Source organism: Pseudomonas sp. P7759 (assembly GCF_013386445.1).
Classification (GTDB): domain Bacteria; phylum Pseudomonadota; class Gammaproteobacteria; order Pseudomonadales; family Pseudomonadaceae; genus Aquipseudomonas; species Aquipseudomonas azotoformans_A.
In genome coordinates this window covers 31,372-48,134 of the sequence record NZ_JACART010000034.1, presented here as the reverse complement: position 1 = coordinate 48,134, position 16,763 = coordinate 31,372, and the positions used below count along the sequence as shown (strand labels likewise).

Genomic DNA, 16,763 nt, shown 5'->3' with positions numbered 1-16,763 from the left:
TCAGAGACTGGAATCGATAACTGCCCACCCGAATCGGCTGTGCGGCGGGTCAACGTTCCATCTGTGGCCATGAGCAGAAAAACGGTTCCTGCGGGTATTTCCGAAGGCCATTCACCCGCAATCACTTCGGTGCAGTTGGACCCGGATGGCGGCCACGTCGGTAGCGTTGGCCGCCCTCTGAACTACCCACCAAAGGTCTGCGAAGGCCGGCGCAACGTCGGATCAAATGGATTGATCCTTGGACCAATCGCCGCCGCTTCGCGCTTGAGCAACTCCACCACCATCGGCAACCGGCTCGGCCCCAGCCGATCGCTGATGGTCGCCACACTCAACGCCGCCACTGCATACCCATCGCGATTGAGGATCGGCACCGCCAACCCCGCCATACCTTCCAGCACACCGGTATTGCGTGCCGCATAGCCCAGGTTGCGCACGTTCTCCACTTCCGAGCGCAACAGCACTTCGTCATACAGGTGGAAGTCCTTGAGCCGTGGCAGGTTGTAGCGGATCACGGTCTCGCGCTCTTCCTCCGGCAAGAACGCCAGGATGGCCAGGCTGCCCTGCCCTACGCCCAACGCCACACGCCCGCCGATGTCCCCGGTGAAGGTGCGGATCGGGTACGGGCCTTCGCTGCGGTCCAGGCAGATTGCGTCGAAGCCTGAGCGTGCGAGCAGGAACAGCGAATCGCCCAAGGAAGCACTCAGGCGCAGCATGCTTGGCCGCACCAGGTCACGCAGGTTGCCGGTCTTGCCCGCATTCGCCGCCAGGGCAAAGAACTCCAGGCCCAGGCGATAGCGCTTGCTGCGCGCGTCCTGCTCGACCATGCCTTCGTCCATCAGGCTGCGCAGCAAGCGGTGGGTGGTCGGCTGGGACAGGCCCACCTGTTGCGCGAGCTGAGTGACGCGCTCGCCACCCTCCGGCACGTCGCCGAGGGTACGCAGCAGCGCGAACAGCCGAGACACCCCACCGGAGCCTACTTCTTTGGCGCTTTCATTTCGTTCAGTGGAATCCATAACAACCTATCTCTCAGTAAATTCCGGTGAGTGAATAAATATGAAAATAGTAGTCCGTTCAGTGAAATTCCATCTTCCGCCCATCCTAGTCTTCGTCCTAATCTGCGTCCACAGGGGCGAAATGAACAACTAACGGCAGCCGACTCAAGATCGAGCGCCAACGCACCGGCAACACTTCATTCGCATCTGCCCAAAACAAAAAAGCGCGTTTCGACGCGACTCAAAAAAGGTGGAACGCAGACATGGCATTTCTCCAACTCAACGCCTTGAGCAAACGCTACGGCGCCGTCGATGCGGTGGTCGCCACCGACCTGGCGGTGGAAAAAGGCGAGTTCGTTTCCCTGCTCGGCCCCTCGGGCTGCGGCAAGACCACCACCCTGCAAATGATCGCCGGCTTTGTTGACGTCAGCGGCGGGCAGATCCTGCTCGACGGCCGCGACATCACCCACGCCAAACCCGCCAGCCGTGGCCTGGGCGTGGTGTTCCAGAGCTACGCGTTGTTCCCGCACATGACCGTGCGCGACAACGTTGCCTTCGGCCTGAAGATGCGCAAAGTGCCGGCGGCGCAGATCGCCAGCAAGGTCAAGACCGTATTGGAACTGGTGCGCCTGGCGCCCCACGCTGACCGTTACCCACGCGAGCTGTCCGGCGGCCAGCGCCAACGTGTAGCCCTGGCCCGTGCCCTGGTGATCGAGCCGCCGGTGTTGCTGCTGGATGAACCACTGTCCAACCTCGACGCCAACCTGCGCGAAGAAATGCAGTTCGAAATCCGCCGCATCCAGTGCGCCGTGGGCATCACCACCTTGATGGTCACCCACGACCAGGCCGAGGCGCTGTCCATCAGCGACCGCGTGGTGGTGATGCAGGCCGGGCGCGTGACCCAGATCGACGCGCCGTACAAGCTCTACGAACACCCGCGCACACGCTTCATCTCGGACTTCGTCGGCAAGGCCAACCTGTTGCCGGGCGACTACGATCAGTTGGGCACTCCACAGGTCCGCCACGAAAGCGGTAACGGCGAACTGACCCTGAGCCTGCGCCCGGAAAAGATCCAACTGGTGGACGCCGGCACCGGCCGACTGCAAGGCAAGGTGCTCGACAGCTACTTTTTTGGCAGCCAATGGCTGTATCGCATCCACACCCAGCTTGGCGAAATCACCGTAGTGTGCAGCAACGACGGCAGCGCGCCCCTCGGTTGCGGAGCAGCGGTGGGCCTGGACTGGCAAGCCAACTTGCTGCGCGTATTGGCGGCGGATGAGGTGCGCGCATGAGCCGCGGCTATCTGTTGTCGTTGCCCGCCCTGGTGCTGTTTGTCGGGCTGCTGATCCTGCCGTTGGGCCTGACGCTGGTGTTGTCGTTCAACGTGTTCGATTACCAGGTGGGCGTAAAGGGCGATGAGTGGACCCTGGCGCATTACCTGTCGCTGTTCAGCGATTCATACTTTTACGAAATCTTCTGGCGCACTTTCTGGATCAGCGCCTTGGTCACCCTGCTCTGCGTGGTGATCGGCGTGCCCGAGGCTTACATCCTCAGCCGCATGGGCACCCCGTGGCGCTCGATATTCCTGATCCTGATCCTCACGCCGCTGCTGATCTCGGTGGTGGTGCGCGCCTTTGGCTGGAGCCTGCTGCTCGGCGCGGACGGGCTGGTGAACCAAGTCATTCAATTCCTCGGTGGGCGCCCGGTGAAGCTGTTGTACACGCCGTTCGCGGTGATCATCGCCCTGGTGCACGTGATGCTGCCGTTCATGATCATTCCGGTGTGGACCTCCCTGCAGAAACTCGACCCGTCGGCAGAACAAGCGGCGTTGTCCCTCGGCGCCAGCCAGACCACGGTGATGCGCAAGATCGTATTGCCCCAAGTGATGCCCGGCGTGCTGTCCGGCACGCTGATCGTGTTCGGCCTGGCCGCCAGTTCCTTTGCGATCCCCGGCCTGCTCGGCGGACGCCGCCTGAAAATGGTCGCCACCGTGGTGTACGACCAGTACCTCTCGGAACTCAACTGGCCCATGGGCGCGACCATCGCGGTGGTGCTGCTGTTGGTCAATCTACTGATCATGCTGAGCTGGAACCGCATGGTCGAAGGCCGCTACAAAAAGTCCCTGGGGGTTTAAGCGCATGTCCAGAAACGGTCCTTTGGCCCTGGCTTTCCACACCCTGGTGGTGCTGTTCATGATGGCGCCGCTGGTGGTGGTGTGCCTGGTGGCCTTCACCCCGGAAAACACCTTGAGCCTGCCCACCTCGGGCTTCTCGCTGCGCTGGTTCCGTGCGGTGTTCGAGCGCGCGGATTTTATCCAGGCGTTCTACAACAGCCTGATTTTGGCGTTTACCGCTGCGAGCCTGGCCACGTTGATTGCGGTGCCAGCCGCCTTGGCGATCAGTCGCTATCAGTTTCCTGGGCGTAATTTTTTCAGTGCGTTGTTCTTGTCGCCGATCATCATTCCGCACCTGGTGCTTGGCGTGGCGATGCTGCGCCTGTTCGCACTGATGGGCGTCAACGGCAGCTTCACCTGGCTGATGCTCGCGCACGTGGTGATCATCACGCCGTATGTGCTGCGCCTGGTGCTGGCCGCCGCCATCGGCATTGATCGCAGCGCCGAGCAGGCCGCCGAGTCCTTGGGCGCCAGTCGCTTTACGTTGTTTCGCCAGATCACCCTGCCGATGATCCTGCCCGGTGTAGCGGGTGGCTGGTTGCTGGCGTTCATCAACAGTTTCGATGAGGTGACCTTGTCGATCTTCGTCAGCTCGCCGGCGACCCAGACCCTGCCGGTGCGCATGTACGTGTATGCCACCGAGTCCATCGACCCGATGATGGCGGCGGTGTCGGCATTGGTGATTGCACTCACGGCCGCCACCATGATTTTGCTGGACCGGGTCTATGGCCTGGACCGCGTGCTGGTGGGGAAACACTGATGGCTCTGTTCAAACGCCTGGCCGAAACCCAACGCCCTGCCCTCGCCTTCACGCTTGACGGGCAACCGGCCAGTGGCTTGCTCGGTGACACCCTGCTGACCGCCGTGTTGACCTGCGCTGAACACCTGCGTGGCAGTGATTTCAGCGCCGAACCACGGGCCGGTTTCTGCCTGATGGGCGCGTGCCAGGATTGCTGGGTGCGACTTGAAGACGGGCGCCGCGTACGCGCCTGTTCGACGCTATTGGAAGAAGGCCAGGCCATCCGCCGCGAACCGGGGCGCCAGTCATGAAGCCTGTGGTGATTGTGGGCGCAGGCCCGGCCGGGATCAGCGCGGCGCGCACATTACTCGACCATGGCATCAGACCTTGCCTGGTGGATGAAAGCCTGCGCGGTGGCGGGCAGATTTATCGGCGTCAGCCACAGGGATTTCAACGCACCGCCAAGCAGCTTTACGGATTTGAAGCACGCAAGGCCGAGGCCGTGCACCGCACAATGGATGAGCTGGCACCGCTGATCGACTACCGCCCGCAAACCCTGGTGTGGAATGCCGAGGACGGGCGCCTGGATATGCTCAACAACGGCCGCGCAGAAAGCCTCGAGTACGCGCAACTCATCGTTGCCACGGGCGCCACTGACCGCATCCTGCCCGTGCCGGGTTGGACCCTACCGGGCGTGTACAGCCTGGGCGCGGCGCAAATCGCGCTGAAGTACCAAGGCTGCGCCATCGGCGAGCGTGTGGCGTTCTGTGGCAGCGGGCCGTTGCTGTATCTGGTGGCTTACCAGTACGCCAAGGCTGGCGCCAAGGTGGTGGCAGTGCTCGACAGCGCGCCGCTCAGTGCCCAATGCCGTGCATTGCCAGCGCTGCTCGGGCAACCGGCGACCTTGGCCAAAGGCGTGTATTACCGCGCCTGGTTGACGGCCCATGGGATTCCCGTGCACCAGGGCGCCACGCTTGAACAGATCGACGGCGCGCAACGGGTCAGCGGTATTCAATGGGCTGATCAGACCTTGGAATGCGACGCCGTGGCCTTCGCCCATGCCCTGCGCAGCGAGACGCAACTGGTGGACTTGCTTGGCTGTGAGTTCACCTGGAACGCCCTTAACCGCGCATGGCTGCCACAACGGGACAGCGCCGGACGCAGCAGCGTCAACGGCGTGTACCTGGCGGGCGATGGGGCCGGGATCATGGGCGCGGACGCCGCACAAATGGCCGGTGAACGTGCAGCGCTGGCCGTGCTCGGGGATTTGGGCGTGGCCATCGATCAGCGCCGCCCTGCTGTGCTGGAGCAACAATTGGAGGCCATCCAACGCTTTCGTCATGGTTTGGAAACTGCGTTCCCTTTTCCGGCGAACTGGGCGGCCAGAGCCCCCGATGAATTGATCCTCTGTCGCTGCGAAGAAGTCAGCGTCGGCGACGTGCGCGCGGTGGTGGATGAAGGCCACTGGGAGATCAATCGCGTCAAAGCCCACTGTCGCGTCGGCATGGGCCGCTGCCAAGGCCGGATGTGCGGGTTGGCGGCAGCGGAAATTGTCGCGGAGCGCAGTGGCCGGGCCATCGAACACGTCGGCCGCTTGCGGGGCCAGGCACCGATCAAGCCGCTGCCGTTTGGCGTGGAGGTGCAGCCGTGATTGATGTCATCGTATTGGGCGGCGGGATTGTCGGCGCGTCGGCCGCGCTGATGCTGGCACAGAAAGGTCAGCGGGTGGCGCTGGTGGAGCGGGACTTTTGCGGCTCCCATTCCAGCGGCGTCAACTACGGCGGCGTGCGGCGCCAGGGTCGGCCCTTGCACCAGTTGCCACTGTCGCAGCGTGCCCACCAACTGTGGGCAGACTTGCCGGGATTAATCGGTATCGACGGCGAATACGTGCGTTCCGGTCATTTGAAACTGGCGCGCAGTCACGCAGATTTCGGCGCCTTACAAGCGTATGCCGAGCAGACACAAGGATTTGACTTGGGTTTGCAGTTGCTGGATTACGTCGAGCTGCGCGCGCGATTCCCCTGGGTCGGTGACATCGCCGTCGGTGCCTCGCTGTGCCCGGAAGACGGCCACGCCAACCCCCGCCTGGTGTCGCCCGCCTTTGCCCGCGCGGCGAAACAACGCGGCGCTCACCTGTATGAACAGTCGCTGGTCACGTGTATCGAGCATGACGGCCAGGACTTCCAGGTGCACTGCGCCAACGGTCTGCATCTGCAAGCGCCGTGGCTGCTCAATTGCGCCGGGGCGTGGGCCGGGGCGGTGGCCGAACAGTTTGGCGAACCGGTGCCGATGACCTCGGCACACCCGGCGATGCTGGTCACTGAGCCCTTGCCGGTGGTGATGGACGTGAGCACGGGCGTCGAAGGCGGCGGGATCTATGCGCGACAGGTCGCTCGGGGCAATTGCATCCTCGGCGGTGGTCGCGGCTTTGCCCTCGGCCCGCAACAAGCGCGACCGGGGCAGGCCGCAGTGTTGGAGATCCTGCGCAATGCCGGTGAGCTGTATCCGTTTCTCAAGGGTGCCCAGGCCATCCGCACCTGGAGTGGCACCGAAGGTTATCTTCCCGATCATGAACCGGTGATCGGTCCCAGCAGCACCCAACCCGGCTTGCTCCACGGTTTCGGCTTTGCCGGTGCCGGGTTCCAGCTTGGTCCCGCCGTCGGTGAAGCCCTGGCAGAGATCGTCTGCACCGGTGCCAGCCGCCAACCTATCGAAGCGTTTTCCATCCGTCGTTTCCAAGCCTGAGAGGAAAAACATCCATGAACCCACGTATTGCGCTGTCCTGCTTGTCCCTCGCCCTGCTCGCCTCAACGGTGCACGCCGCGCCCACGCTGTACCTGGGCATGAACGGCGGCACCATGGAACGGGTCTACGCCGACAAGGTGCTGCCCGCGTTTGAAAAGGCCAATAACGTCAAGGTGGTGATCGTGCCCGGCACCTCGTCGGACATCCTTGCCAAGGTCCAGGCCAACAAAGACAACCCGCAGATGCACGTGATGTTCCTCGACGACGGCATCATGTACCGCGCAATTTCCATGGGGTTGTGCGACAAGCTGGCGCCAAGCCCGACCCTGGAGCAGATCCCCGCCAAGGCGAAGATCAAGGAACACGCCGTGGCCGTGACCCTCGGCGTTACCGGCCTGGGCTACAACGCCAAGATGTTCAAGGAAAAAGGTTGGGCCGCACCCACCTCGTGGATGGACCTGGCCGACCCGCGCTTCAAGGACAAAGTGGTGTTCCAGTCCCTGGCCTCCTCCACCTTCGGACTGCATGGTTTCCTGATGTTCAACCGCCTCCAGGGCGGTGACGAAACCAACGTCGACCCCGGCTTCAAGGCCTGGCCAAAAACCGTCGGTCCCAACGTACTGGAATACATCGCCAGCTCCGCGAAGATCTCCGAAATGGTGCAGACCGATGAAGCCGCGATCTTCCCGCTGACGCCCACCCAGGTCGCTACCCAGAAACTGCTCGGCGTGCCCATGGAATATGCGCAACCCAAGGAAGGCGCGGTGGTGCTGAACGTGGCCGAATGCGTGATCGCGCGCAACGACCAGCCGGAACTGGCGCAGAAACTCGCCGCGTTTTTGCTGACCGCCCAAGCCCAGGCCCCGGCGTTGGAAGAAGGTGACCAGATCCCGTCCAACCCGACCACGCCAACCACCGACAAGACCCGCGCACGGGTAGAAGCGATGCAGGGTTACTTGCAGACGGCAATTTCGATTGATTGGGACCAGGTCAACCAGGCGCGGCCGGAGTGGAATGCACGGTGGAGTCGGTCTATCGAACGTTGATCAAAGGGGAACAATCGGCAGCGCACGCTTGTGCGCTGTCTTGCTGTACGCGCCCTCGACCAGGGTTCTCACCCGCTCACTCACCGGCTCGCCCATCAGGTACGCGTCGATCTCTGCGTAAGTGCAGCCGTAGGCCTGTTCATCCAGCTTGCCCGGCGCAAGCTCTTCCAGGTCGGCAGTCGGGTGTTTGTGTACCAGGTTGTCCGGGGCGCCGAGGGCCGTGGCGAGCAGGCGCACCTGGGTTTTGGTCAGGCCCGACAGTGGCGCCAGGTCGCAGGCGCCGTCGCCGAACTTGGTGAAAAACCCCATCAGCGCTTCAGCGCCGTGGTCGGTGCCGACCACCAGGCCGTTGTGCAGGTTAGCCACCGCGTACTGGGCGATCATCCGCGTGCGTGCCTTGACGTTGCCCTTGATGAAATCGACATGGGCGGCGCTGGCTTCAGTGGCGGTCAGGCTGGCCATGAGGCCGTCGACGCTGGCGGCGATGTTGAGGGTGTCGATCTGGTCCGGGGTGATGAAGTCCAGGGAGGCCTGGGCATCGCTTTCGTCGGCTTGGGTTTTGTAAGGCAGGCGCATGGCGATGAAGCGCGCGGCGTAGTCTTCGCCGCGCAGTTGCTCTATGGCCAACTGGCACAAACGGCCAGCCGTGAGGGAGTCAACGCCACCGCTGATGCCCAGTACCAACGCCTTGCCGCCGGCGCCGCGCAAGGTGGTCTTGATGAAGTCGATGCGCCGCTGGATCTCTTTGGCTTCACCGCCTTTGACCAGTTGCCGATTGATATTCAGTTCCTGTGCGATACGTGCTTGCATGTCACACCTCCACGCTGCCGACATTGAACACTTGTGCTGCATACTGCAAAAACGAGGCGTCTTCGCAGACGTTCTTGATTGGGTCATCCGAGAACTTCACCACCGGCTCGCCGTGCACCCGCACCAGTTTCATCACGATGCTCAGCGGTTCGACGCCCTCCACATCGCAGGCCAGGCTGGTGCCCATGCCAAAGCCGAATTTGGCCTTGCCACGCACGTGCCGCAGGATCGGCAGGCATTTTTCGAAATTCAGGCCGTCGGAGAACATCAGGTCCTTGGTCATCGGGTCGATGCCCAGTTGTTGGTAGCGGGCCAAGACTTTGTCGGCCCAGGCGATGGGATCGCCGGAGTCCTGGCGCAGGCCGTCATACAGCTTGGCGAAGTAAAGGTCGAAGTCCTTGAGGAAGAAGTCGGTGCTGATGCAGTCGGTCAGGGCGATGCCCAGGCGACCACGGTATTCGCGCACCCAGTTTTCCAGGGCGGCGTTCTGGCTTTCACGCAGGCGGCCCAGTTGCTGGTGCACCATCAGCCATTGGTGGGCCATGGTGCCGATCAGCGGCAGATCGAATTCGTAGGCCAGGTGCGCATTGCTGGTGCCGACGAACTGGCCGGGAAAGTCGCGGCGCATGATGTCGACCACTTCGCGCTGGGCCTTGAACGACAGGCGGCGCCGGGTGGAAAAGTCAGACACACGCAGGTCGGCGAGTTCTTCGCGGCTGAGGTTTTTCTGCAGCCAGTCGAATTTCTGGTAAAGCTTGCGGGTGACATCTTCCAGGGTCACGTCGGGGTATTTGTTGCGGTTGCGCAGCTCACTGACCAGGGCCAGGACCGGCTGTTCAAACATGATGCAGTGCAGCATCGGGCCGACCACGCGGATATTCAGTTGGCCGTCGACTTCGCTGACGTGGATATAGCGCAGGTTGAAGCGGAACAGGCCGAGGAAGCGCTCGTAGTCCGGGGTGAGGTATTCGCGAAAGCGGGGGTTGAACAGAAAGCGCAGCTCCCCTTCGCGCATACGCAGGCTGGCGAGTTGCTCCAACTCGGCACGGATTTCGGGAATCAGGTGACCGAGCTTTTCCTTGGACCGCACAATGAAGTTGTACTCCACATCGACATTGGGGTACTGGTGCAACACGGCCTGCATCATGGTGAAGGTGTAGTAGTCGGTGTCGAGCAAACCCTGGATAACGGGCGTTTCGTAGTCGTAGGCACTTTCCATGGTGTGTCTCCTTAACGCGCGGCCATCGCGGCCAGTTCTTCGCGGGTGCTGCTGATGACAGCACCGGCCTTGAGCAACTCATTGACCGCCTGTACGCCGCCCTCCTGTGTAATGGCCCGGCACGCCGGCAAGTGCAAAACCACTTCCAGGCCGGCCTTGAGCAATTGCAAGGCGGTGGTCTTGACGCAGTAGTCCAAAGCCAGGCCGCCTACGATCACGCGGGTCACGCCCTGGGCTTTCAGGTACTCGATCACGCCGGTAGAGAGTTTGTCGTGCAGGTCGTGGTAGCAGGCGCCGTAGGGGTGCAGGTCGGGTTCCACGCCTTTCCAGATGAAGTAGTCGTAGTCATAAGGCGTGGGCAATTCGTCGAGCAAGGTGAAACCCTCGGTGCCGGGTACGCAATGGCTGACCCAGGTCACATCGGCGTGGGCCAGGCCGGTGGGTTGCAGCATCTCGCTGTGCTGCGACACCACCCAGGGCGCGTGCGGGGTGTGGGCGTCCTTGCTGCCGACGCGATGGCCGGCCAGGCTCGCCATGTAGTTGAGCTCGGCCCCGATCTGGTCGCCACCGGCCACAGGCAACTCACTGGGGCACAGCGGCGTGAAGCTCTTCTGGGCGTCGACGTCGAATGAAGCAATGGCGGATATCGAGAGGGTCATGATGGTTCTCCTGTGGCCTGGAAACAAAAGTACACGTCGTGTACTTTCATTGCAAGAAACATTTGGTTATCTATCCTGGAGCAAGTACATGACATATCTGCTCGATTGGTTAGACTGTGCGTCATCGCTGTCTAGAAGGACGTCAACATGCCCCTGAGCCCCTACCTCCACACCGTCGACCTGTGCGTAGTGTTTTATTGCCGCGCCTCCGGGGAACTGAAATTGCTGCTGAACAAACGCGACGCCGAGCCCTTCGCCGGGCACTGGGCGCTGCCGGGCGTGGTGGTGAATGGCGGCGTGCAAGATCTGAGCCTCAAGGACGCGGTGGAGCGCTTGCGGGCGAGCGACAAAGTGGGCCTGGCGCTGGCGTGGAGCGAGCAGGTGGGCACGGTGGGGGATGCGTTTCGTGATCCGCGCTGTTGGTCGTCGTCCACTTACTACCTGGCGATCGTGGCGGATGAGGTAGCGCTGGGTGAGCATCAGGCCTGGTTTTCACTGGCGGGGGTCGCGGATGGCAGCATCAAGCTGCCGTTCGATCACAACAGCATCGTGGCCGCCGTGCAGGAGCGCTTGTTCTCCAAGTCGCTGTACAGCAGCTTGCCGCTGATGTTCCTGGGTGATGAGTTCAGCGCGCCGGAAGCGACCATGATCTTTTCCCTGGTGCTGGGGCGGCCGGTGTTGAAGACCAGTATTCGCCAGCGCTTGCTGAAGCTGACTGAGGCGGGGTTTCTGCGCGAGACCGGGCGCAAGAAAAATGGTGAAGGCGGCAGGCCCCAGGCGACGGTGACGGTTCTCAAACCTGGAGAAATCTACTTCTTCGACCGCAGTTTTGCCGAGTAACGCGTTTTAAAGAACACCGAAAATCACCTGTGGGAGCGGGCTTGCTCGCGAATGCGGTGTGTCAGCCGCCGTACCTGGGACTGATACACCGCATTCGCGAGCAAGCCCGCTCCCACATTTTGGATTGATGTACGGCTCTAGTTCATCCAGTTACCGCCGTCGACGTTGTAGGTTTGGGCCACCACGTAGTCTGCGTCCTTCGAGGCCAGGAAAATCGCCATCCCGGTCAGATCCTCCGCCGTGCCCATCCGCCCAAACGGCACCTCGTCCCCTACCCGCTTTTTCTTCTCGCCCGGCGCCAACCCCTCATGCTTGGCGAACAACGCATCCACGCCATCCCAATGCTCGCCATCCACCACACCTGGTGCGATGGCGTTGACGTTGATCCCCTGCTTGATCAGGTTCAAGCCCGCTGATTGCGTCAGGCTGATCACCGCCGCCTTGGTCGCGCAGTAGATCGCCACCAACGGCTCGCCGCGACGCCCGGCCTGGCTGGCCATGTTGATAATTTTACCGCCATGGCCCTGGCTGATCATCTGCCGCGCGGCGGCCTGCAAGGTGAACAGCGTGCCGGCGACGTTGATCGAGAACAGCCGTTCATAGCTGTCGCGGGTGATGTCGACGATAGGTGCCAAGTCGAACAATGCAGCGTTGTTGATGAGAATATCCAGCTTGCCGGCGTGGCCGACCACAGCGGCAATCGCGCTGTCGATAGACGCCTGGTCGGTGACATCCATGGCGACGGCATAGGCCTGTGGGCCCAGCTCAGCAGCGGTGGCCTGGGCCCGTTGCAGGTTGATGTCAGCGATGGCCACGGTGGCGCCTTCGGCGATGTAGGCCTGGGCAAAGGCGCGGCCGATGCCACGCGCCGAACCGGTGATCAGCGCGCTCTTGCCTTCAAGTCGTTTCATGAAAAGGTCCTGTAGAAGTTATTTCGGGTAGCCGGCGCGTTTCATTTCGCGCTCGGTGGTGGACTGGGCTTCCAGCAAGGCCTGGTCAACCGACATGCCACCGGTCAGCGCCGCAGAGAACAGCTTGCCGACCGAGGTGCCGATGGCCTGGAACTCGGGAATGGTCACGTATTGGATGCCTACGTACGGCACCGGCTTGGCAGACGGGTGCGCGGGGTCGGCGTGCTTCATCATTTCCAGGGTCACCTGGGCAAACGGGGCGGCCTTCAAGTACGCCTCGCTGTAGGTAGATTGTCGGGTGCCCGGCGGTACGTTGGTGATGCCTTCTTTATCAGCGACCAACTGGATGTACTCCTTGGAAGTCGCCCAACTGATGAAGGCCTTGGCGGCGTCCTTGTGCTTGGACGTGGCCGGAATTGCCAGCGACCAGGCATACAGCCATGACGAGCCTTTATCGGTGACTTCGGTAGGCGCGGCAGCGAAACCGACGCTGTCGGCGACCTTGCTCTGGCTCTTGTCGGTGGTGAAAGAACCGGCGACGCTGGCATCCACCCAGATCGCGCACTTGCCGCTGTTGAACAGCGCCAGGGTTTCGTTGAAACCATTGCTGGACACGCCCGGCGGGCCGTATTGCTTGAGGGTATTGACGTAGAAGTTGGCGGCCGCCGTCCACTCGGGGCTGGTCAGCTCGGGCTTCCACTGCTCGTCGAACCAGCGCGCGCCAAAGGCATTGGCCATGGTGCTCAGCAAGGCGATGTTCTCGCCCCAGCCGGCCTTGCCGCGCAGGCACAGGCCGTATTGGTCCTTGTCCTTGGCGGTGAGTTTGGCGGCGAACTCGCCGAGCTGCGTCCAGGTAGGATGCGCGGGCATGCTCAGCCCGGCCTGCTTGAACAGGTCGGTGCGGTAGTAGGTGACGGTGCTTTCGCCGTAGAACGGTAAGGCGTACAGGGTGTTGTTGACCGACAGGCCCTGGCGTACCGAGGGGAAGATATCGTCGGCGTCATAATCGGCCGGCAGCTGGGTCAAGGGTTCCAGCCAGTGCTTGGCGCCCCAGAGTGGGGTTTCGTACGTGCCGATGGTCAGCACGTCGAACTGCCCGCCCTGGGTGGCGATGTCGGTGGTGAGGCGCTGGCGCAGCACGTTTTCTTCCAGCACCACCCAGTTGAGCTTGATGTCCGGATGCTGCGCTTCGAACACCTTGGACAGGCGCTGCATGCGGATCATGTCGCTGTTGTTGACCGTGGCGATTGTCACGGTGTCAGCGGCGTGGCTGGGCATGGCCAGCGCCAGGCCGGAAAGCAGGAACAACGCTTGCGGGAGCTTGGACATAGCGGTTTCTACCTGTTGTTTTTGTTGTTGAGCGCCGATTACAGCAGCTTGGCCAAGCCCCCACAAACGCCTGGAGGATGGGCGACTGGTACTTTTTTAACCGGGGTGTGAAAGTTAAAAAAGTATCAGTACCCGGCGAAACCAGGAGTAGCGCGCTCATGACTGAGGCGCGTATTTTGGAGCAATTCCAAGCATCATAAGAATTCCACCATGCCCATCAGCCGCGCCAAGCTGTTCGAGCACCGCCCCGCCGAACTCGAAGTGATCCTGCCCGAGCCTGACCATTGCTTCCGCTGGTTCGAACATGACTACCCCTACGACCTGGCGCGCTGGAACCACCATCCCGAATTTGAAATCCACCTGATCCGCCAAGGCAGCGGCAAACTGGTGGCGGGCGACTACATCGGTGCGTTCAGTGCCGGCCATGTGGCCCTGATCGGCCCCGACCTGCCCCACGACTGGATCGGTGAACTCGCCCCCGGCGAATACCTGAGCGGTCGCGACGTGGTGTTGCAATTCGACGGCGCCGCCCTCCTCGCCCTGCGCAAGACCCTGCCGGAACTCGGTGACTTGCAACCGCTGTTCGAGCATGCCCGGCGCGGGCTGGAATTCACCGGCGACACCGCGTTGCAGGCTGCATGCTTGATGGAAGCCATCGGCAGCGCCCACGGCCTGCAACGCCTGATACTGTTCCTGCAATTGCTCGACACCCTGAAGAACGCCCCGACGCAACAGGTCAAGGCCCTGGCCAGCCCGTGTTATGCGCCGACGTTGGATGCACGCAGCGCCGAACGCATCAACAAGGCGTTCGATTATCTGATGCGCGAGCTGACCGGCGATGTGCGCTTGTCGGTAATTGCGCAACAGCTGGAGATGAGCGAACCGGGCTTCTCACGCTTCTTCAAGCGCAACACCGGCCACGGCTTTATCGACCTGATGCGCAAATTTCGCGTACAGCGCGCCTGCCGACTGCTGTTGCAAAGCGACATGTCGGTGGCGGACATCTGCTTTGAAGTGGGCTACGCCAATCTGTCGAATTTCAATCGACACTTCCGTATCGAAATGCACCAGACGCCGAGCGACTATCGACGGGAAACCGCGATGCACCTGTTCCAGCACATGGAAAAAATGACACCCAGTCAATTCTGACCAAAAGGTCGACTAAATCCCGTTTTTTTCAATTTGATCAACCGATTGAGCAAACTTGGTACAGCCTGTGCAAACGTTTGCGGTACGAACTTGCCAGCCAAGTTCACCTTTACCCGAAGAATCGGGTTCAAACCGCGTACGAATAGGGATTTTCAATGCACCCCACCTCAAGGCGTCTTGCCTCCTTTGGTGTTTCCTTGCTACTGGCCGCCGTTACGGGAGTACTCAGCGCCCCCATTTTGGCGCAGGAAAAACCCGTGGATGACTCAGCACAGGGCGAAACCCTCAGCCCGGAAGCCAGCCCGGCGAAAAAAGGCGTGTACCTGTCGGATTGGTTCAACCAGGACCTGACATTGATCGGCAGCAAAGACATCAGCTTCGGCCCCAAGCCACAGGATGATGTCTACCTGGAATACGAGTACTTCGGCCGTAAGGGGCCTTTTGAGCTGTACGGCTACATCGACGTGCCGAAGATCCTCACCATCGGTAACAGTAATGACAAAGGCGTGTGGGACCATGGCTCGCCGGTATTTATGGAGCATGAGCCGCGTATCTCCATCGACTACCTGGCGGGCCGAAGCCTGGCCATCGGGCCGTTCAAGGAATGGTACGTGGCGTTCGACTGGATCTACGACCATGGCAGCCGCAAGGAAAACCGCGCCAACACCTTGTACAGCGGCCTCGGCACCGACATCGACACCCATTCGCGGGTGAACCTGTCGGCCAACTTCTACGGGCGCTACCAGTGGGAAAACTACGGCGCCAGCAATGAATACTCATGGGACGGCTACCGCGCGCAGATGAAGTACATCGTGCCCATCGGCAAGTTCGATAACGGCGCCTCGCTGACCTACATCGGCTTCACCAACTACGATTTCGGCTCCGACCTGCACAAGGACAACCCGGCGCGCACCGCCAACTCCCTGGTCGCGACCAATGTGCTGCTGTACTCGTTCACCCACCTGCGTTTCACCCTGGTCGGCCGTTACTTCCATAACGGCGGCAACTGGGAAGACGGCAGTGAATTGAATTTTGGCGAAGGCAACTTCCGCGCCCGTTCCGATGGCTGGGGTTACTACGCCGGCGTGGGCTACCAATTCTGATAAAGGAGCTTTAGATGAACGCGTTTACACGTTTCTCAATGGCGGTCGGCCTGGCGCTGCTGCCACACGTGGTGCTGGCCAATACCACACCGATCAAACCCAAGGTGATGCTGATCACCATGTTCGCCCCTGAGGCGCAAACCTGGATCGATCGCCTGGAACTCAAGCAGGAAGTCCGCGTACCAGGGCTGTCGGCCGAATACCCGGTGATCCGCTGCAACACCCAGGACGTGTGCCTGCTGGTCACCGGCATGGGCCAGACCAACGCCGCCGCGTCCACGCTGGCCTTGGCCTTGTCGCCCAAATTCGACCTGCGCCAGAGCTATTTCCTGATCGCCGGGATCGCCGGCATCAGCCCCAAGCACGGCACCATTGGCACCGCCGCCTGGGCGCATTACCTGGTGGAATTCGGCACCCAGTGGGAGTTGGATTCGCGGGACGCGCCCAAGGATTGGCCGACGGGCTACATCGGTATCAACACCAAAGGCCCCAACGAGAAACCACCGTTGGACTACAAGACCGAAGTGTTTGAGCTGAACCCCAAGTTACAGGCCAAGGCGTTTGCCTTGTCGCAGAAAGTGGAGCTGACGGAAAGCAAGGAATCCGCCGCCTGGCGCAAACACTACCCCGCCGCCCCGGCCAACCAGCCGCCGCAAGTCACCCGCTGCGACACCCTGGCGGGCAACACCTGGTTTTCCGGCACGCGCCTGAGCGAACGCGCCGAGGTCTGGACCAAGCTGTTGACCGACAACAAAGGCGAATACTGCACGACCCAACAGGAAGACAACTCCACCTACGAAGCCCTGCTGCGCGCCAGCCGCGAAGGCCTGGTGGATATCCAGCGCCTGGCGGTGGTTCGTGCAGGCTCGGACTTCGACCGCCCGTACCCTGGCTACAGCGAAGTGGACAACCTGCTGAAGTACGCGGATCAGGGCGGTTTTGTACCGGCGCTGGAGAACCTGTACCGCACGGGCAACCCGCTGGTACAGGCGATCCTCAAGAACTGGTCGGTGTGGGAAAAAGGCGTTCCCGAGGCCTGACCGCCGGG

17 protein-coding genes are annotated in these 16,763 nt (G+C 61.7%); 11 read left to right on the top strand and 6 right to left on the bottom strand.

Features of this window, described 5'->3' with window-relative positions; all coding sequences use genetic code 11:
- Positions 1–182 precede the first annotated feature (182 nt).
- Entirely contained in the window at positions 183–1,013 is an 831-nt protein-coding gene (locus tag HX823_RS22870; RefSeq protein WP_177076853.1) for an IclR family transcriptional regulator, read from the bottom strand.
- Positions 1,014–1,255: 242 nt separating this feature from the next.
- On the opposite strand from HX823_RS22870, the gene HX823_RS22865 reads away from it, so the two are divergent.
- Genes HX823_RS22865 through HX823_RS22835 form a run of 7 tightly spaced genes read left to right on the top strand, consistent with a single transcriptional unit; the run spans position 1,256 to position 7,695 of the window.
- Complete coding sequence (locus tag HX823_RS22865; protein ID WP_177076851.1) at positions 1,256–2,284, top strand: ABC transporter ATP-binding protein; 1,029 nt, start codon at positions 1,256–1,258, stop codon at positions 2,282–2,284.
- A complete protein-coding gene (locus HX823_RS22860) occupies positions 2,281–3,126 on the top strand; it encodes an ABC transporter permease (protein WP_033897415.1) in 846 nt (281 codons plus the stop codon). The genes HX823_RS22865 and HX823_RS22860 overlap by 4 nt, the downstream gene beginning before the upstream one ends.
- 4 nt (positions 3,127–3,130) lie before the next feature.
- A complete protein-coding gene (locus HX823_RS22855) occupies positions 3,131–3,925 on the top strand; it encodes an ABC transporter permease (RefSeq protein WP_177076848.1) in 795 nt (264 codons plus the stop codon).
- The gene (locus HX823_RS22850) at positions 3,925–4,215 is read left to right on the top strand and encodes a (2Fe-2S)-binding protein (protein ID WP_038846668.1); all 291 of its coding nucleotides are present in this window, start codon (positions 3,925–3,927) and stop codon (positions 4,213–4,215) included. Before HX823_RS22855 ends, HX823_RS22850 begins: the two co-directional genes overlap by 1 nt.
- Positions 4,212–5,555: an NAD(P)/FAD-dependent oxidoreductase gene (locus HX823_RS22845; protein ID WP_177076846.1), complete on the top strand. Its 1,344-nt coding sequence runs from the start codon at positions 4,212–4,214 to the stop codon at positions 5,553–5,555. Before HX823_RS22850 ends, HX823_RS22845 begins: the two co-directional genes overlap by 4 nt.
- A complete protein-coding gene (locus HX823_RS22840) occupies positions 5,552–6,649 on the top strand; it encodes an FAD-dependent oxidoreductase (RefSeq protein WP_177076844.1) in 1,098 nt (365 codons plus the stop codon). Before HX823_RS22845 ends, HX823_RS22840 begins: the two co-directional genes overlap by 4 nt.
- Positions 6,650–6,663: 14 nt before the next feature.
- Positions 6,664–7,695, top strand: a complete 1,032-nt coding sequence (locus tag HX823_RS22835; protein ID WP_033897411.1) for an ABC transporter substrate-binding protein — start codon at positions 6,664–6,666, stop codon at positions 7,693–7,695.
- On the opposite strand, the gene nadE is transcribed toward HX823_RS22835, so the two are convergent.
- Genes nadE through HX823_RS22820 form a run of 3 tightly spaced genes read right to left on the bottom strand, consistent with a single transcriptional unit; the run spans position 7,696 to position 10,383 of the window.
- Complete coding sequence (gene nadE, locus HX823_RS22830) at positions 7,696–8,505, bottom strand: ammonia-dependent NAD(+) synthetase (protein ID WP_177076842.1); 810 nt, start codon at positions 8,503–8,505, stop codon at positions 7,696–7,698.
- A gap of 1 nt (position 8,506) precedes the next feature.
- A complete protein-coding gene (pncB, locus tag HX823_RS22825; protein WP_177076840.1) occupies positions 8,507–9,724 on the bottom strand; it encodes a nicotinate phosphoribosyltransferase in 1,218 nt (405 codons plus the stop codon).
- 11 nt (positions 9,725–9,735) lie between these two features.
- Positions 9,736–10,383 carry a nicotinamidase gene (locus tag HX823_RS22820; protein ID WP_038846683.1) on the bottom strand — a complete coding sequence of 216 codons (648 nt, stop codon included), beginning with the start codon at positions 10,381–10,383 and terminating at the stop codon, positions 9,736–9,738.
- 147 nt (positions 10,384–10,530) lie between these two features.
- On the opposite strand from HX823_RS22820, the gene HX823_RS22815 reads away from it, so the two are divergent.
- Positions 10,531–11,223 carry an NUDIX hydrolase gene (locus HX823_RS22815; protein ID WP_177076838.1) on the top strand — a complete coding sequence of 231 codons (693 nt, stop codon included), beginning with the start codon at positions 10,531–10,533 and terminating at the stop codon, positions 11,221–11,223.
- Between the two features lie 137 nt (positions 11,224–11,360).
- Here HX823_RS22815 and HX823_RS22810 read toward each other — a convergent pair whose 3' ends face one another.
- Together HX823_RS22810 and HX823_RS22805 are read right to left on the bottom strand one after the other, a co-directional pair.
- Complete coding sequence (locus HX823_RS22810; protein ID WP_177076836.1) at positions 11,361–12,134, bottom strand: L-iditol 2-dehydrogenase; 774 nt, start codon at positions 12,132–12,134, stop codon at positions 11,361–11,363.
- 18 nt (positions 12,135–12,152) lie between these two features.
- Entirely contained in the window at positions 12,153–13,412 is a 1,260-nt protein-coding gene (locus HX823_RS22805) for a sugar ABC transporter substrate-binding protein (protein ID WP_371317978.1), read from the bottom strand.
- A gap of 261 nt (positions 13,413–13,673) precedes the next feature.
- On the opposite strand from HX823_RS22805, the gene HX823_RS22800 reads away from it, so the two are divergent.
- From HX823_RS22800 to HX823_RS22790, 3 genes are all read left to right on the top strand, one after another.
- Entirely contained in the window at positions 13,674–14,612 is a 939-nt protein-coding gene (locus tag HX823_RS22800; RefSeq protein WP_177076832.1) for an AraC family transcriptional regulator, read from the top strand.
- Between the two features lie 155 nt (positions 14,613–14,767).
- Positions 14,768–15,715, top strand: a complete 948-nt coding sequence (locus tag HX823_RS22795; RefSeq protein WP_177076830.1) for a nucleoside-specific channel-forming protein Tsx — start codon at positions 14,768–14,770, stop codon at positions 15,713–15,715.
- A gap of 14 nt (positions 15,716–15,729) precedes the next feature.
- Positions 15,730–16,755, top strand: coding sequence for a purine nucleoside permease (locus HX823_RS22790; protein WP_177076828.1), 1,026 nt, complete (start codon positions 15,730–15,732; stop codon positions 16,753–16,755).
- The last annotated feature ends 8 nt before the right edge of the window (positions 16,756–16,763 follow it).

Bases quoted from the DNA above. Each gene is read 5' to 3' on its own strand.
- HX823_RS22865 (WP_177076851.1), top strand. From the start codon at position 1,256: ATGGCATTTCTCCAACTCAACGCCTTGAGCAAACGCTACGGCGCCGTC.
- HX823_RS22870 (WP_177076853.1), bottom strand. From the start codon at position 1,013: ATGGATTCCACTGAACGAAATGAAAGCGCCAAAGAAGTAGGCTCCGGT.
- HX823_RS22835 (WP_033897411.1), top strand. From the start codon at position 6,664: ATGAACCCACGTATTGCGCTGTCCTGCTTGTCCCTCGCCCTGCTCGCC.
- HX823_RS22860 (WP_033897415.1), top strand. From the start codon at position 2,281: ATGAGCCGCGGCTATCTGTTGTCGTTGCCCGCCCTGGTGCTGTTTGTC.
- HX823_RS22820 (WP_038846683.1), bottom strand. From the start codon at position 10,383: ATGACCCTCTCGATATCCGCCATTGCTTCATTCGACGTCGACGCCCAG.
- HX823_RS22855 (WP_177076848.1), top strand. From the start codon at position 3,131: ATGTCCAGAAACGGTCCTTTGGCCCTGGCTTTCCACACCCTGGTGGTG.
- HX823_RS22800 (WP_177076832.1), top strand. From the start codon at position 13,674: ATGCCCATCAGCCGCGCCAAGCTGTTCGAGCACCGCCCCGCCGAACTC.
- HX823_RS22805 (WP_371317978.1), bottom strand. From the start codon at position 13,412: ATGCCCAGCCACGCCGCTGACACCGTGACAATCGCCACGGTCAACAAC.
- HX823_RS22790 (WP_177076828.1), top strand. From the start codon at position 15,730: ATGAACGCGTTTACACGTTTCTCAATGGCGGTCGGCCTGGCGCTGCTG.
- HX823_RS22795 (WP_177076830.1), top strand. From the start codon at position 14,768: ATGCACCCCACCTCAAGGCGTCTTGCCTCCTTTGGTGTTTCCTTGCTA.
- HX823_RS22810 (WP_177076836.1), bottom strand. From the start codon at position 12,134: ATGAAACGACTTGAAGGCAAGAGCGCGCTGATCACCGGTTCGGCGCGT.
- HX823_RS22815 (WP_177076838.1), top strand. From the start codon at position 10,531: ATGCCCCTGAGCCCCTACCTCCACACCGTCGACCTGTGCGTAGTGTTT.
- HX823_RS22850 (WP_038846668.1), top strand. From the start codon at position 3,925: ATGGCTCTGTTCAAACGCCTGGCCGAAACCCAACGCCCTGCCCTCGCC.
- nadE (WP_177076842.1), bottom strand. From the start codon at position 8,505: ATGCAAGCACGTATCGCACAGGAACTGAATATCAATCGGCAACTGGTC.
- pncB (WP_177076840.1), bottom strand. From the start codon at position 9,724: ATGGAAAGTGCCTACGACTACGAAACGCCCGTTATCCAGGGTTTGCTC.
- HX823_RS22845 (WP_177076846.1), top strand. From the start codon at position 4,212: ATGAAGCCTGTGGTGATTGTGGGCGCAGGCCCGGCCGGGATCAGCGCG.